We start from the raw sequence: 14664 nt of genomic DNA on the forward strand, positions 1-14664 counted from the left end.
AGCGCAATAAATTCAAGAATCTTCCCATATTCAAATATTCGAAAATACTCAAAAAATGGAGAATATGCGCATAACGCCTAAAGAACCGTCAAGAAAACAATAACTGATATAGCAAAAACAGCAGGAAAAGAAAAAGCCCCTCCAGCGGGAGGGGCTTTCCAGGGCAGTTCACTGGCAGCCGACGACTGCCTGAACCCATGAACTGCAAATGAACGCATTCCCCAAAAAAGGGGAATACTTTATACCCGGAAATCTTCCTTGTTCTTGCCTTCAGCCAAAGCATTTTTCAACCATTGCGGCTGGCGGCCCATACCGGACCAAGGTTCGCCATTCGGGCCGCGATAACGGACAACCGATGCGGTTTGTTCAGACTTGCGAGCTGCGCCTACCTTGCGGGGAGAGGCAACATTCGAAAAACCGAGATCCGAAGCGCTCAGGCCATATTCAGCAATCTTGGCCTTGATGTCGTTAATGACAACAGCGATTTCCTGGCGGCGCAGATGCTCGGCTTCCTCGAGCAGCTTCTCGGCCTGTGCTTTGAGTTCGAGATAGGTAGCCATATATGTATTAATCAACACGTAAGTTAACGAGGATTTTATTCTAGCATAAACAACTACTATCTCTGATAGGCAGTTCTACCCAAAATAAGACACTCCTCATTCAATCGACAACAATCGAAAACAACCGAAACATTCGTCAGCAGAAAATTCCTGCCGGACTTATCAAAAATGAACTATTAGCCAGCCCAGTTAGTCGAAAGGCGTCCAGAAAAGACCCGGACAAACAGCATGAAATCAGCGGCGGCTCTTTCGCCCTGCTCAAGATGCGATTTATTCTCAACAAATCAGACAGACCATCAATCATGACAAGTCATTGCAAGTTGCCGACGGTCGCCAAGCAATTAGCGCAATCGCAATTCAATGAAATATTTCAGTGTGGAAAGTATTAGGCAGAACGCCTGGAGAAGTTTCCCGGAGAAGTCTCCGTCCGCCAGGAAAGCGCGCCCCAACGAAAAAAGCCCCTGCTATGCAGGGGCTTAAATTTCTGGGGTGGCCGATGGGGCTCGAACCCACGACAACCGGAATCACAATCCGGGACTCTACCAACTGAGCTACGGCCACCACCGCAGAAACAGAAATATAACACATTTTTTTCTTTTGGCAAATACTATCTGCATTCGGCACCTTATTTTTGCTGCCCTGCCTGCACCGGCAGCGGCCTTTGGCTGGCGGCGGGCCGGGAACCCCTGGCGCCGCCCGCGCACTAATGGCAAACGGCAGGCCGGCCGCATGGCAAGCTGCCCGTCCCTCACAGACCCAATTTTTCGAGGATACCCATGACACTCATACGAAAGGCCGCCGCCTTTGCCGCTTTGCTTATCCTCAGCAGCCAGAGCTATGCCGCCCCCTCTCCGTTTGCCGACCTGAAAGCGTTTCAAGGTCTGGAAAATGGCTTGTGGCACTGGAGTTTCACTACTCAGCCCCGCCAGCCCGCCATTCCGGATCATGATGAACGCGGCTGCGTGGATATCGCGCGCTATATGGAACGGGCGATGCAAGAAGTGCAGAAGAATGCGCCGCAATGCGTCATACAGGTGGAGCGTGACACCCCTGAACAAGCAGAACTCAGCAGCCAATGCCCGGCCATGCAGATCATGCCGGGCCTGGCGCTTCCCCCTCTGCAAATCCGCTACCTGGTGCAGCGGCTGGGGAAGAACGATGTCAAAGTCGAGGCCATCGCGCCCAATTTCCTGACCGGCGCAGGCCATATCACCTTCCTGCACCAGGCGCAGCGGCTAGGCGCCTGCCCGCGCCAATAGAAACTGACAGTGCATAATTCTCCCTGACAGGTTCAGCCGCTGCCCGGCTGCCGCAGGGAGAATATCGAATGCAAGCATTGATCCAGCGCGTCACACGCGCGGAAGTTCGTATCAATAAGCAAATTCATGGCGCCATCGGCCCCGGCCTGCTGATTTTGCTATGCGCCGAAGCTGGCGACAGCCAAACGCAAGCAGACACCCTGCTGAACAAGATCCTCAAACTGAGAATTTTCAGCGACGCCGCGGGAAAAATGAATCTGAGCGTGCAAGAGACTGGCGGCGGCCTGCTGATCGTCAGCCAATTCACTTTGGCTGCGGACACCCGCAAAGGCAATCGCCCCAGTTTCACCCGGGCAGCCACGCCCGCTCAAGGCCGGGAACTCTATGAGTACTTTGTGGCCGCGGCCCGCCGCCTGCATCCCGCCGTGGCCACCGGCGAGTTTGGCGCGGACATGGCTGTCGAACTGGTCAACGACGGCCCTGTAACGATTCCGTTGCATATTCCTGCCCCTGACGCATGCCAGGACTGAAACTTCTGTGCCATACTCAAGTCGTATATTTCATATCTTGATAAGAAAAGCTATTTTTCATCGTTCCTTATCATTCATAGCGAGGCTATAAACGATGCCAACCTGCACGGCCAGTAACCGTGCATAACAACAAAGGAGAGTCATATGACCAGAACCTCCAATCAACTGATGGGCTATGCCCGCATTCGTACCCGCCGCACCCAGGAGCTCTATGACCTGGATACCAAGGCGGAACTGCAGGAACCCGTACGCGAACAGGTGAAATCCGGCGTACCAGAAAGTTCCAGCGCCAATCGGGCATAATCCTTTGCCCTAAAACAGAACGGCATCGCGACAGCGGTGCCGTTTGCATTTGTGGCCTGCATGTTTTCCGCGCCTGGGCACGCGCTCCGTGCTTTTATACTGATGCGGTTTCTCGCGGCTCTCCTGCCGATCCAGGCAAATGCCGCCCTGTTTTTTCTTTATTCGCAGCCATGCACCAAAGCCTACCCCCTGCCTCCGCCACCAGCCCTGCCGAACGGCGCGCGCAATATGACGAATTGCTGCTGCAGGCTCGCGGCCTTTTTACCGATGAGCACGACGCCATCGCCAATGCCGCCAATCTCAGCGCCCTTGTCTTCGAGACACTATCAGGACTGAATTGGGCAGGATTTTATTTCCTGAAAAAAAATGAACTGGTGCTGGGGCCCTTCCAGGGGCGCCCGGCCTGCGTCCGCATCCAGCTGGACCGGGGCGTGTGCGGCGCGGCCGCCAGTTCACGCAGCGTCCAGCTTGTGCCGGACGTGCATGAGTTTCCCGGCCATATCGCCTGCGACCCCGCTTCACGGTCGGAAATCGTCGTGCCGCTGGTGAACGCATCAGGAGAACTGCTGGGCGTATGGGATGTGGATAGCCCGCTGCCCGGGCGCTTCGATGCCATCGACGCGGCCGGTATGCAGGCTTTATGCCAACTGTGGCTGGATAGCCTGCAAGCGTAGTTCTGCCGCCAAGTCTGGCTGCAGCGTGCCTATCCCTGACGCCGCCACACCCGGCCAAACCACAGCAGCCATCGCCACCCTGATGCCAGGCCGCGCATTGCCCGGCCTGGCATCAATAGCGTTTAGAACTCTTCCGTATCAATTTCGGTTTGGGTGGCGGCGGGGTAACGCGGCCCCACGACCGTGTTCTGATTGATCAATTCATCCAGCTGGGCCAGGACTGTCGGATCCAGTTTGATGTCCGCCGCCAGCGCATTGTCGCGCGCATGTTGCGGACTGGTCGTGCCTGGGATGGCAAAAATATGATCGTCCTGCGCCAGCAGCCAGGCCAATGCCAGTTGCGCCGGCGTGATTTCCAGCTCTTCGGCAATTTCCAGATACGGCTCCAGCAAGGCCAGATTGCGGGCGTAGTTTTCCGGCGTAAAACGCGGCATGCCGCGGCGGATATCCTTGGGCTCCAGCGTTGTCACATCGCGCAGCTCGCCTCCCAGATAACCGCGCGCAACCGGGCTGAACGCCACGAAAGCCGCGCCCAGCTCACGGCAGGCTTGCAGCACAGCGATTTCGGCATTGCGTGTCCAGAGCGAATACTCTGTCTGCACCGCTGCAATGGGATGGACAGCATGCGCCTTGCGCAAGGTCGCCGCCGACACTTCCGACAAGCCGATGGCGCGGATCTTGCCAGCCTGCACCAGGTCCGCCAACGCGCCTATGCTTTCCTCGATCGGGACATTCTTGTCCCAGCGGTGCAGATAATACAGGTCGATCACATCGGTACGCAGGCGCTGCAACGACGCTTCGCAAGTGGCTTTCAAGGTTTCTGGCCGGCCGTCGATGACACGCTTGCCATCCACGCCAGTCATGCCGCACTTGCTCGCCAGAAAAATATTCTTGCGATGGGGCGCCAGCAGTTCGCCCATCAGCGTTTCATTCGCGCCAAATCCGTAGAGTGCCGCCGTATCAAAAAAACTCACGCCTTCATCCAGTGACGCGCGCACGACCTGCTCGGCGATCTCGCGCGTCGGCGGCGTCCCGTAGGCATGGCTGAGATTCATGCAGCCCAGGCCAATGGCGCTGGTCAAGGAAGATCCGATCTGACGTTGTTGCATGGTGGGATGCTCCATTTATGGCGTCTGAGGCGGCGGCGGGAATATCCGTCGCGCCAGCCTTCATCCGCTTTGGTCTGATTGCCGCCGCAAGACTGCCGTCTCAGGCAGCGGGCCGGCAAAACACTATCGTACAAAGAAAATGGCCTTGCCATCGCAGCACGCTAGTGCCCGATGGCAAGGCCATGGCACCGACAGGAAAGCGCATGAGGCTGCCTGCCGGTAGCGAACGGGAGCGGCCAAAGCCACTCTCCCGTCCGGCGCTTAGTTGTCGCGCGCCAGTTGCTGCTCCAGCTGATGCAGCACTTCGTAGCACGGCAATACCTGCGCCACGCTGGAGTTGGGTTCACGGCCTTCACGGATGGCTGCGAAGAACTCGCGATCCTGCAGCTCAATGCCGTTCATCGACACATCCACCTTCGAGACGTCGATCTTTTCATCGCGGCCATTGACCAGATCGTCGTAACGGGCAACGTAGGTCTCGGTATCGCCGATGTAGCGGAAGAAGGTTCCCAGCGGGCCATTGTTGTTGAAACTCAGGCTCAGCGTGCAGATGGCGCCAGTTTCACTCTTGAGCTGGATGGACATGTCCATCGCAATGCCCAGATCCGGATGGATGGGGCCTTGCATGGCGTGCGCCTGCACAATCTTGCCGGCCTGGTAGGCGAACAGATCCACCGTATGGGCAGCGTGGTGCCACAGCAGGTGATCGGTCCAGCTGCGCGGCTGGCCCAGCGCATTGGTATTGGTGCGGCGGAAGAAGTAGGTCTGCACATCCATTTGCTGGACGTTGAAGTCACCCTTTTCGATCTGCTTGTGCACATACTGATGGCTGGGGTTGAAACGGCGCGTATGGCCAACCATTGCCACCAGACCGGTTTCCTTTTGCAGGCGGGCAACTTCGCGCGCGCCTTCCAGGCTGTCGGCCAGCGGAATTTCCACTTGCACGTGCTTGCCGGCTTTCAGGGCCTGAGCGGCCTGTTCGGCGTGCATTTGCGTCGGCGTGCACAGAATGACCGCATCCAGCTCCGGCAAGGCCAGGCTTTCCGACAGTTCGGTCGCGACATGGCCCACGCCATACTTGGCAGCGACTTCCTTGGTCTTTTCCAGGTCACGGCCGACCAGAGAAATAACTTCGACGCCGTCAATATTCTTGATGCCGTCCAGGTGCTTGACGCCGAATGCGCCGGCGCCCGCCAGGGCGACCTTGATGGTCTTGCTCATCAGTTGTCCTCCAGAATCAGGTGGCCCACCGCCGTATTCGACGCAGGCACATGGTAGAAACGCTGCGCGACGGTAGGCGCATCGCCCCCGACGGCATCCGCCATCGCGCCGCGCGCGATCAGCCACATCACCAGCTCAATCCCTTCGGAACCGGCTTCGCGCACATATTCGATATGCGACACCTGGGACAGGCTGTCCGGGTTGGCAATCAGGCGGTCCAGGAACTTGTTATCCCACTCGCGGTTGATCAGACCGGCGCGCGGGCCTTGCAACTGGTGGCTCATGCCGCCAGTGCCCCAGATCTGGACATTCAAATCCTTGTCGAAGGATTCCACCGCGCGGCGGATGGCCTTGCCCAGTTCAAAGCAACGGCGGCCCGACGGCACCGGGTACTGCACCACGTTCACAGCGAACGGGATGACAGCGCAAGGCCAGGCTTCCGGCTGGCCGAACATCAGCGACAGCGGCACGGTCAGGCCATGGTCCACATCCATCTGGTTGACGATGGTCAGGTCGAAGTCTTCCTGAATCACGGACTGGGCAATATGCCCGGCCAGTTCCGGATGACCGATCACTGGCGGCACCGGACGCGGGCCCCAGCCTTCATCTGCCGGCGGATAGAACGGGCCCGTGCCGATCGCGAACGTGGGAATCAGGTCCAGGCTGAATGCAGTGGCGTGGTCGTTATAGACCAGGAACACCACATCCGGCTTGTTCTGCTTGATCCATTCCTTGCCGAAATCGTAGCCGGCAAAGACCGGCTTCCAGTAGTCTTCGTTCTGCTTGCCCAGGTCAAGCGCCGCGCCGATGGCGGGAACGTGCGAGGTGTAAACACTGGCAGTAATCTTGGCCATTATTTCTTTTCTCCGATGTAGCGGTTGCCTTCGACGGAACGGCCACCGTGAAGCATCATGTCGCGATATTCCGCTTCGGTCATGCCGGTCATGCTGCCAGCCATCTGCTGGAACGACTTGCCGTCGGTCGCGCCGATCTTGGCGAGAAAGTAAATGTTGCCGCCCAGGGCGATGCAACGGTTCAGGTCGCGATCGAGCACAGCCTGCTTCTGCTCTTCGCTCATGTCCCATTCATCCAGATAGGCGCGCTCATCGGCCTTGAATCGGTCACGGTTTTCGGCCTTCATCAGCGACATGCAAAACTGGTTCAGCCAGTAGCCTTTGCGCGATTGGTCGGCGTCGAAGATCGTCGTGCCAGGCACGTTGGAGTACGGTTTTTCAAGCGACATGCGATTCTCCCCAATAAAGTCGGGTGGGATTATCGACCAGCAGCTTGCGCTGCAGGTCGGCCGTCGGAGCAATATGCGGAATGAAGTCAACCAGCAGACCATCATCAGGCATGTGATCCTTCAGGTTCGGGTGCGGCCAGTCGGTGCCCCAGAGCACGCGATCCGGGAAAGTTTCCACGATCCGGCGCGCAAACGGCACCACATCCCGATAGGCTTGCTGCTCGCCGTCCAGCGCGCGCGGGCCGGAATGGCTCAGACGCTCGGGGCAGCTCACCTTGCTCCAAACATTCGGATTTTCGCGCATGAACTTCACGAACAGTTCAAATTCCGGGCCATCCACAGGCTTGGTGACGTCGGGACGGCCCATGTGATCCACCACCACCGTGGTCGGCAGGCTGGTGAAGAAATCCCACAGCTCGGGCAAGTCAACTGCCTCGAAGTAGATCACGACATGCCAGCCCAGCGGCGCGATGCGGCTGGCAATTTCCATCAGTTCGTCTTTGGGCGTGAAATCCACCAGACGCTTGACGAAGTTGAAACGCACGCCGCGCACACCGGCGTCGTGCAGTTCCTTGAGTTCTTCATCGGTAATGCTGCGGCGCACGGTCGCAACGCCGCGGGCGCGGCCATCGGCGGCCTTCAGCGCATCGACCATGGCGCGGTTGTCGGCACCATGGCAAGTGGCCTGCACGATGACGTTCTTGTCAAAGCCCAGGTAGTCACGCAAGGCGAACAGCTGCGCCTTGGACGCATCGCAAGGCGTGTACTTGCGCTCGGGCGCGAACGGGAACTGGTCGCCAGGGCCGAACACGTGGCAATGCGCGTCCACGGCGCCAGCAGGCACCTGGAAACGGGGCTTGCTGGGATTGGCATACCAGTCCAGCCAGCCGGGGGTCTTTTCAAATGCTGCCATGATGCCGCTGTCCTCAGTCGAAATATTTCAGGCCGGCTGCCGCCAGGCCTTCACGCATTTTGTACATATCCAGGCCCAGCACGCCGCTGGCCAGCTTGTCGCGCTTTTCGGCTTCGTGGGACTCACGCTTCTGGGCGGCATCCGCGACCAGACCGGCAATGGCGGCCGGCACAACGACCACGCCATCATCGTCAGCCACGACGACATCGCCCGGATTGACCTGCGCGCCAGCGCAAACCACGGGGATATTCACCGAACCCAAGGTCGCCTTGACGGTGCCCTTGGCGCTGATAGCCTTGGAAAAGACCGGGAAATTCATTTCCGTCAGATCGCGCACATCACGCACGCCGCCGTCGATCACCAGCCCGACCGCGCCCTGGGCACGGAAGGAGGTTGCCAGCAGGTCGCCGAAGAAACCGTCAGTGGAATCCGCAGTCACGGCCGCCACCACGATGTCGCCCGGGCGGATCTGCTCTGCCGCCACGTGGAACATCCAGTTGTCGCCCGGCTGCAGCAGCACCGTCACGGCGGTGCCGGTTGCCTTGGCGCCGGTATAGATGGGGCGCAGATAAGGCTTCATCAGGCCAACGCGGCCCATGGCTTCGTGCACAGTGGCCGAACCGAACTGGGACAGACGCTCCACGGCTTCGCGGTCGGCGCGCTGGATGTTGCGGTAAACCACACCAAGATTATTCAGGCTCATTGCAATATTCCTTGTGACGGATTACAGGCCCTTGGCCTTCAGTTGCTGGTCGAGACGGGGGAACACGCGGCGCGCATTGCCCTCGTAGATCTTGTGACGCTCTTCGGCGGTCAGCTCGGCAGCCTCGATGTAGCGCTTGGTATCGTCGTAGTAGTGGCCAGTCAGCGGATCCACGCCACGCACGGCACCGATCATTTCGGAAGCGAACAGAATGTTGTCCACCGGAATGACATGGGTCAGCAAGTCGATGCCAGGCTGGTGATACACGCAGGTATCGAAGAAAATGTTCTTCAGCAGATGCTCGCGCAGATCGGGCTTCTTCAGTTCTTGCGCCAGGCCGCGGAAACGGCCCCAGTGGTAAGGCACTGCGCCGCCGCCATGCGGAATCAGGAACTTCAGCGTCGGGAAGTCCTTGAACAGATCGCTGGTCAGGCACTGCATGAATGCCGTCGTGTCCGCATTCAGATAGTGCGCGCCGGTGGTATGGAAGCAGGCATTGCAGCTGGTGCTGACGTGAACCATTGCCGGGATGTCGTACTCGACCATCTTTTCATAGATAGGGTACCACTGGCGATCGGACAGCGGCGGCGACGTCCAGTGGCCGCCCGAAGGATCGGGATTCAAATTGATGCCAACAAAACCGTACTCATTGACCGTCTTTTCCAGCTCAGGAATGCTGGTGGCGGGATCAACGCCCGGGGACTGCGGCAGCATGGCTGCGCCCACGAAATGCTCGGGGAACAATTGCGACACGCGGAAGCAAAGTTCGTTACAGATGGCCGACCAGGTAGCGCTGGTGTTGAAATCACCGATATGATGCGCCATGAAACTTGCGCGCGGCGAGAAAATCGTCAGATCGGAGCCGCGCTCCTTCATCTTGGCCAGCTGGTTTTTCTCGATGCTTTCGCGCAGCTCGTCATCGCTGATATGCAGGTCGCTGGCCTTGGGGCCCAGTTCCGGCGTATTCAGGTTGGCGATCTGCTGCTCGCGCCAATCAGCCAGCGCCTTGGGCGCGGTAGTATAGTGACCGTGGCAGTCGATGATCATGGCTTATCTCCTGTGACAATAGATTGTTCTGCCGCCATGACAGGCGGGCAAACCAGGCGGGGAAACGGGCCGTCCGCCGGCTCTCAGGCAAACGCGCCCGCTGGTGCTGCAAGCCTGCTGGCGTGTTGCCGGCCGATGCAGGCGGCCCCAGTTTGGGTCTTAGTCTATTATGGTAGCGGCAACCCCCCTTGGCTAGAACGCGGTCCCGCTATCAGATATAGCATTAGGACATAACTCAAGAGAATCCATCCAGCTTTTGAATAGCCATTTCCGGCATTTGTCCGACCGACATCTTTTCTATGGACCTGAAACAACTTGAATATTTCGTCCACGTCGCGGAACTGGGCAGTTTTACCCGGGCATCCAGCGTACTGGACGTTGCGCAACCTGCGCTGAGCCGGCAGATACGCCTGCTGGAAGTCGAGTTGCGCCAGCATTTGCTGACCCGCAATGGCCGTGGCGTCACCGTCACCGAGGCTGGCCGCCTGCTGCTGGACCATGCGCGCGGCATCCTGCATCAGGTCGCGCGCGCCCAGGAAGACCTGGGGCGTGTGCGCGGCTCGCTGGCCGGGCGTGTCGCGCTAGGCATGCCGCCCAGCATTGCGCGTTCCCTGACGGTTGCGCTGACGCGGGAATTCCGCCAGCGCCTGCCCGATGCCGCCCTGTCGATCAGCGAAGGGCTGTCCATCCCCATGCAGGAATGGCTGCAGGGCGGACGGCTGGATATCGCGCTGCTCTACAACCCGACGCCCTCGGCAGAAGTCGAAATCGAACCGCTGATGGAAGAAACCCTGTTTCTGATCGGCCATGGCGAACCCTGTCATCATGGCCAGCCCATCAAGCTGGCCAATGTCTCTGAACTGCCGCTGATTCTGCCCGCGCGCCCCAATGCCATCCGCACGCTGGTGGAAACGCGCATGGCCAGCATAGGCCGCAAGCCGCGCATTGCCCTGGAAATCGACGGCGTGCCGGCCATTCTGGACCTGGTGGCCGATGGCGCGGGCCTGGCCATCCTGCCCCACTATGCGCTGAATTCGGCGGCCAACCCCAAAGACTATTATGCCCGGCCCATTACCGAACCCACGCTGACCAGCACGCTGAGCATCGCGACCTCGTCGCGGCGCACCGGCACGCTGACACAGCAGGCCATGCTCGACCTGATCCGCGACATGGTCAAACGCGTGTTTCCTGAAAACGCGCTATAAGACGGATCATCGGCTACGCTGCCTGTTGCCTGCCGCCCTACCCGGCGACAACCGCCGAGCAGCGCGCCTCATTACCGAACCGGAGTGTTATTCCCATGAAAGGCCATCCCGAAGTCCTCGATTACCTCAAGAAGCTGCTGCGCGGCGAACTGAGCGCGCGTGACCAGTATTTCCTCCATTCGCGCATGTATGAAGACCTGGGGCTGAACAAGCTCTACACGCGCATCAACCATGAAATGGAAGAGGAAACCCAGCACGCCGACGCCTTGCTGCGCCGCATCATCATGCTGGAAGGCACGCCTGACATGCGTCCCGATCCCTTCACGCCGGGCACCGACGTGCCGTCCATGCTGCGCGCCGACCTGGAGCTGGAATACCATGTCCGCCAGGCCCTGAAGGACGGCATGGCGCTGTGCGAAAAGCATAGCGACTATGTGAGCCGCGACATCATCCTGGCCCAGTTGCGCGACACGGAAGAAGATCATGCCTACTGGCTGGAAACCCAGCTCGACCTGATCGAAAAGATCGGCCTGGAAAACTACCAGCAATCGCAAATCTGATCTGCTGACGCTGCGGCCGGCTGCACTGGCGGCCGCCGCCCATTAGATGCAAGCGGGCGTTGGCCGCGCTCCGCCTCCGGTTGGTTCTGAAAGTGAAATGGCCCTGCAATGCAGGGCCATTTTCATTTCGCTTTGCTTTCCTGACACCGGTTTCAGCCGGCTGGCAGATGCTGCCCGCCAGCTGGCCCTGCGCCGCCATGAAAGACGGCGGCGCACTGGTGCCATCAGGCCATCAGGCTTTCAGCACGGCCAGGCCGCCCACATACGGACGCAACGCTTCCGGCACGCGGATCGAACCATCTTCCTGCTGATGATTTTCCAGCACGGCCACCAAAGCGCGGCCCACCGCCAGGCCCGATCCATTAAGCGTGTGCACGAACTCGGGCTTGCCCTTTTCCTGACGGCGCACCCGGGCCTGCAAACGCCGGGCCTGGAAGGCTTCGCAATTCGAGACCGAAGAAATCTCGCGCCAGGTGTCCTGCGCCGGCAGCCAGACTTCCAGATCGTAAGTCTTGGCAGCGGAAAAGCCCATGTCCCCCGTGCACAGCAAGACGACGCGATAAGGCAGTTCCAGCGCCTGCAACACATTTTCAGCATGGCCTACCATGCCTTCCAGCGCCTCGTAAGAGGCATCCGGGTCCGTGATTTGCACCATTTCGACCTTATCGAACTGATGCTGGCGAATCATGCCGCGCGTATCGCGTCCGCCGCTGCCCGCTTCGGAACGGAAGCACGGCGAATGGGCAGTCAGCTTGATCGGCAATTGATCTGCCGCCAGAATTTCATCGCGCACCGAACCCGTCAAGGTGATTTCCGACGTCGAAATCAGGTACAGGTCTTCGGCTGCGCCATCTTCCTGGCCCCCTTTGGTCACCCAGAACATATCGTCCTTGAATTTGGGCAACTGGCCGGTGCCGAACAAGGTCGGGCTTTGCACGATATACGGGGTATAGCATTCGGTATAGCCATGCTGCTGCGTTTGCAGGTCCAGCATGAATTGCGACAGGGCGCGATGCAGGCGCGCCACAGGGCCGCGCATGAACGCAAAGCGCGAACCCGACAATTTGGCGGCGGTTTCGAAATCCAGCCCCAGCGGCGCGCCCAGTTCCACATGGTCACGCGGCGCAAACGGCAACGGCGCGGGACGGCCATCCGCCGCCGCAGCGCCGGGCAACCAGCGGCGCACTTCGACGTTATCGTCGCTGTCCTTGCCTTGCGGCACGCTTTCGTGCGGCACATTGGGCACGGCCAGCAGCAGATCATTCAGGTCTTGCTGCAAACTGCCCAGCTCATCTTCCAGCGCCTTCAGCTGCACGGGCAGCTGCTGCGATTCTGCCATCACCGCGCTGGCATCCTCGCCCTTGGCCTTGAGCTGGCCGATCTGCTTGGCCAGCGCATTCCGGCGCGCCTGCAGGTTCTCGGTTTCCATTTGCAGAGACTTGCGGCGGCCTTCCAGCGCATTGAAACGCTCCACATCGAAGGAGAAACCCCGCAAGGACAGACGTTCGACGATGGCGGGCAAATCTTTACGCAGCAGGTTAGGCTCTAGCATGATGGACAGTAGCAGTAATAAGGAATCGACCCCAGCCAAGCTGGCTGGAACGGAGATTGTTGCACGCCGGCGCGCTCGCCGGAAGGGCTGGCGCGCCTGGCGCGGCGCTGACAGGCCGGGAACAGCATCCGCCTGCCAGCGAATACCTGCGCCGGATCAGGAGGGTTTGCGGCGCGACTCGCGGTCCAGCTCGCGCAGGAACGCCAGCTTTTGCTGGATTTTAGCTTCCAGGCCACGATCGGTAGGTTGATAGAAGCGTGCCTTCACGCCATCCGGGAAATAGCTTTCGCCTGCCGCATAGCCATGCGGCTCGTCGTGCGCATAACGGTAGGCCTTGCCATGCCCCAGCTCTTTCATGAGTTTGGTCGGGGCATTGCGCAAATGTATGGGCACAGGCGCGCTGCCATGGGTCTCGGCGAATTTCCGCGCCGCTTTATAGGCGCTGTAAACCGCATTCGACTTGGCCGCGCAAGCCATATAGACCACGGCCTGCGCCAGCGCCAGCTCGCCTTCCGGGGAGCCCAGGCGTTCGTATATATCGGCGGCATTCAGCGCCAGCTCGGTCGCCCGCGGATCGGCCAGGCCGATATCCTCGACCGCCATGCGCACGATGCGCCGGGAAAGATAACGCGGATCGGCGCCGCCATCGAGCATGCGCGCAAACCAGTACAGCGAGGCATCCGGGTCGGAACCGCGCACCGATTTATGCAAGGCGCTGATCTGATCGTAAAAAGCATCGCCCCCTTTATCGAAGCGGCGCAGGTTCTGTGACAGCGAGGTTTCCAGCCATTCGCTGTCCACGGTATCCCGGCCAGCCCCCAAGGCCGATTCGGCCACGACTTCCACGGCATTGATCAGCCGCCGCGCATCGCCATCGGCCCAGCCTGCCAGCTGCACCACGGCCTCTTCGGTAAAACTCAGGGCGGCGGCCCCATCGGCAGTGCGGTCGGCATTGAAAGCCTCTACCGCCCGGCGCGCCAAACGTGCCAATTGCTCGCCATCCAGCGCCTGCAACACATACACGCGCGCCCGCGACAACAGGGCGGAATTCACTTCAAACGACGGATTTTCAGTGGTGGCGCCGATAAACGTGAACAGGCCGCTTTCGACATAGGGCAGGAAAGCATCCTGCTGCGCCTTGTTGAAGCGGTGCACTTCATCGACAAACAGAATGGTGCGCCGCCCCTGCCCTTGCGCCGCCTGAGCCGATATAACGGCATCGCGGATATCCTTGACCCCGCCCAGCACAGCGGAAATGGCGATGAAATGGGCATCGAAACCATCGGCCATCAAGCGCGCCAGCGTGGTTTTCCCCACCCCTGGCGGGCCCCAGAAAATCATGGAATGCGGCCGGCCCGATTCAAATGCCACGCGCAGCGGCTTGCCCGGCCCCAGCAAATGTTCCTGCCCGACCACTTCATCCAGGCTGCGCGGACGCAGGCGCTCGGCCAGCGGCACGCTGCCCGGCACAGCCTGCGAAAACAGATCCCCCGCCGTCATTACATGACCACCACATCCGTTCCGGCAGGCGGCACAAAAGAGAACAGGCTGTCATCCAACTGCCCGGCCGTCTGCAGGTTCTGTAATTCGATGCGCGTCATCTGGCCAAATCCATCGCGGACTTCCAGAACAACAGGCAGGTTGCCGCGCAGGCCGATATCCAGGCTTTCAAAACCGGCGTCGGTCTGGCGCGGCGTCGCGCGCAGCCATTCCAGGCCATCACGCGCTTCGCGCGGCGTCAGCACGAAATTTTCGTCCAGCTTGCCCGAACCAAACAGAATGGCG

The 14664-nt window shown here is 59.8% G+C and carries 17 protein-coding genes and 1 tRNA gene; 6 read left to right on the plus strand and 12 right to left on the minus strand.

Going from position 1 to position 14664, the window contains the following annotated elements:
* Positions 1-239: 239 nt before the first annotated feature.
* Together ACTJGZ_RS05785 and ACTJGZ_RS05790 are read right to left on the minus strand one after the other, a co-directional pair.
* Positions 240-560 (minus strand): H-NS histone family protein, encoded by a 321-nt coding sequence (locus ACTJGZ_RS05785; protein WP_441661993.1) that lies wholly within the window; start codon positions 558-560, stop codon positions 240-242.
* Between the two features lie 485 nt (positions 561-1045).
* A tRNA-His gene (locus ACTJGZ_RS05790) sits at positions 1046-1121 on the minus strand.
* A 215-nt stretch (positions 1122-1336) separates the two neighbouring features.
* On the opposite strand from ACTJGZ_RS05790, the gene ACTJGZ_RS05795 reads away from it, so the two are divergent.
* From ACTJGZ_RS05795 to ACTJGZ_RS05810, 4 genes are all read left to right on the plus strand, one after another.
* Positions 1337-1819, plus strand: coding sequence for a hypothetical protein (locus ACTJGZ_RS05795; protein ID WP_441661994.1), 483 nt, complete (start codon positions 1337-1339; stop codon positions 1817-1819).
* A 68-nt stretch (positions 1820-1887) separates the two neighbouring features.
* Entirely contained in the window at positions 1888-2349 is a 462-nt protein-coding gene (dtd, locus tag ACTJGZ_RS05800; RefSeq protein WP_441661995.1) for a D-aminoacyl-tRNA deacylase, read from the plus strand.
* Between the two features lie 144 nt (positions 2350-2493).
* Positions 2494-2652 (plus strand): hypothetical protein, encoded by a 159-nt coding sequence (locus tag ACTJGZ_RS05805; protein WP_441661996.1) that lies wholly within the window; start codon positions 2494-2496, stop codon positions 2650-2652.
* 170 nt (positions 2653-2822) lie between these two features.
* Positions 2823-3326, plus strand: coding sequence for a GAF domain-containing protein (locus ACTJGZ_RS05810; RefSeq protein ID WP_441661997.1), 504 nt, complete (start codon positions 2823-2825; stop codon positions 3324-3326).
* A 122-nt stretch (positions 3327-3448) separates the two neighbouring features.
* On the opposite strand, the gene ACTJGZ_RS05815 is transcribed toward ACTJGZ_RS05810, so the two are convergent.
* The 7 genes from ACTJGZ_RS05815 to ACTJGZ_RS05845 form a co-directional block, all read right to left on the minus strand.
* A complete protein-coding gene (locus ACTJGZ_RS05815) occupies positions 3449-4435 on the minus strand; it encodes an aldo/keto reductase (protein WP_441661998.1) in 987 nt (328 codons plus the stop codon).
* A 261-nt stretch (positions 4436-4696) separates the two neighbouring features.
* Positions 4697-5656 (minus strand): Gfo/Idh/MocA family oxidoreductase, encoded by a 960-nt coding sequence (locus ACTJGZ_RS05820; protein ID WP_441661999.1) that lies wholly within the window; start codon positions 5654-5656, stop codon positions 4697-4699.
* Positions 5656-6510 (minus strand): class III extradiol dioxygenase subunit beta, encoded by an 855-nt coding sequence (locus tag ACTJGZ_RS05825; protein WP_441662000.1) that lies wholly within the window; start codon positions 6508-6510, stop codon positions 5656-5658. Before ACTJGZ_RS05825 ends, ACTJGZ_RS05820 begins: the two co-directional genes overlap by 1 nt.
* The gene (gene ligA / locus ACTJGZ_RS05830) at positions 6510-6899 is read right to left on the minus strand and encodes a protocatechuate 4,5-dioxygenase subunit alpha (RefSeq protein WP_441662001.1); all 390 of its coding nucleotides are present in this window, start codon (positions 6897-6899) and stop codon (positions 6510-6512) included. The genes ACTJGZ_RS05825 and ligA overlap by 1 nt, the downstream gene beginning before the upstream one ends.
* Entirely contained in the window at positions 6889-7812 is a 924-nt protein-coding gene (locus ACTJGZ_RS05835; RefSeq protein ID WP_441662002.1) for an amidohydrolase family protein, read from the minus strand. Before ACTJGZ_RS05835 ends, ligA begins: the two co-directional genes overlap by 11 nt.
* A 13-nt stretch (positions 7813-7825) precedes the next feature.
* Positions 7826-8509: a 4-carboxy-4-hydroxy-2-oxoadipate aldolase/oxaloacetate decarboxylase gene (gene ligK / locus ACTJGZ_RS05840; protein ID WP_441662036.1), complete on the minus strand. Its 684-nt coding sequence runs from the start codon at positions 8507-8509 to the stop codon at positions 7826-7828.
* Between the two features lie 27 nt (positions 8510-8536).
* Positions 8537-9562 carry an amidohydrolase family protein gene (locus ACTJGZ_RS05845; protein WP_441662003.1) on the minus strand — a complete coding sequence of 342 codons (1026 nt, stop codon included), beginning with the start codon at positions 9560-9562 and terminating at the stop codon, positions 8537-8539.
* 299 nt (positions 9563-9861) lie between these two features.
* Between ACTJGZ_RS05845 and ACTJGZ_RS05850 the strand changes: the two genes are divergently transcribed.
* On the plus strand, positions 9862-10767 hold the full coding sequence (locus tag ACTJGZ_RS05850) for a LysR substrate-binding domain-containing protein (protein ID WP_441662004.1): 906 nt from the start codon (positions 9862-9864) through the stop codon (positions 10765-10767).
* Positions 10768-10862: 95 nt separating this feature from the next.
* Positions 10863-11327: a bacterioferritin gene (gene bfr, locus ACTJGZ_RS05855; RefSeq protein WP_441662005.1), complete on the plus strand. Its 465-nt coding sequence runs from the start codon at positions 10863-10865 to the stop codon at positions 11325-11327.
* A gap of 232 nt (positions 11328-11559) precedes the next feature.
* Here bfr and serS read toward each other — a convergent pair whose 3' ends face one another.
* The 3 genes from serS to ACTJGZ_RS05870 all read right to left on the minus strand — a co-directional run.
* Positions 11560-12879: a serine--tRNA ligase gene (serS, locus tag ACTJGZ_RS05860; RefSeq protein ID WP_441662006.1), complete on the minus strand. Its 1320-nt coding sequence runs from the start codon at positions 12877-12879 to the stop codon at positions 11560-11562.
* Positions 12880-13035: 156 nt separating this feature from the next.
* On the minus strand, positions 13036-14379 hold the full coding sequence (locus tag ACTJGZ_RS05865) for a replication-associated recombination protein A (protein ID WP_441662007.1): 1344 nt from the start codon (positions 14377-14379) through the stop codon (positions 13036-13038).
* The coding region (locus ACTJGZ_RS05870) for a LolA family protein (RefSeq protein ID WP_441662008.1) at positions 14379-14664 on the minus strand (286 nt) is incomplete at its 5' end. The genes ACTJGZ_RS05870 and ACTJGZ_RS05865, both read right to left, overlap by 1 nt.

Source organism: Kerstersia sp. (assembly GCF_052103615.1).
Lineage (GTDB): Bacteria > Pseudomonadota > Gammaproteobacteria > Burkholderiales > Burkholderiaceae_B > Kerstersia.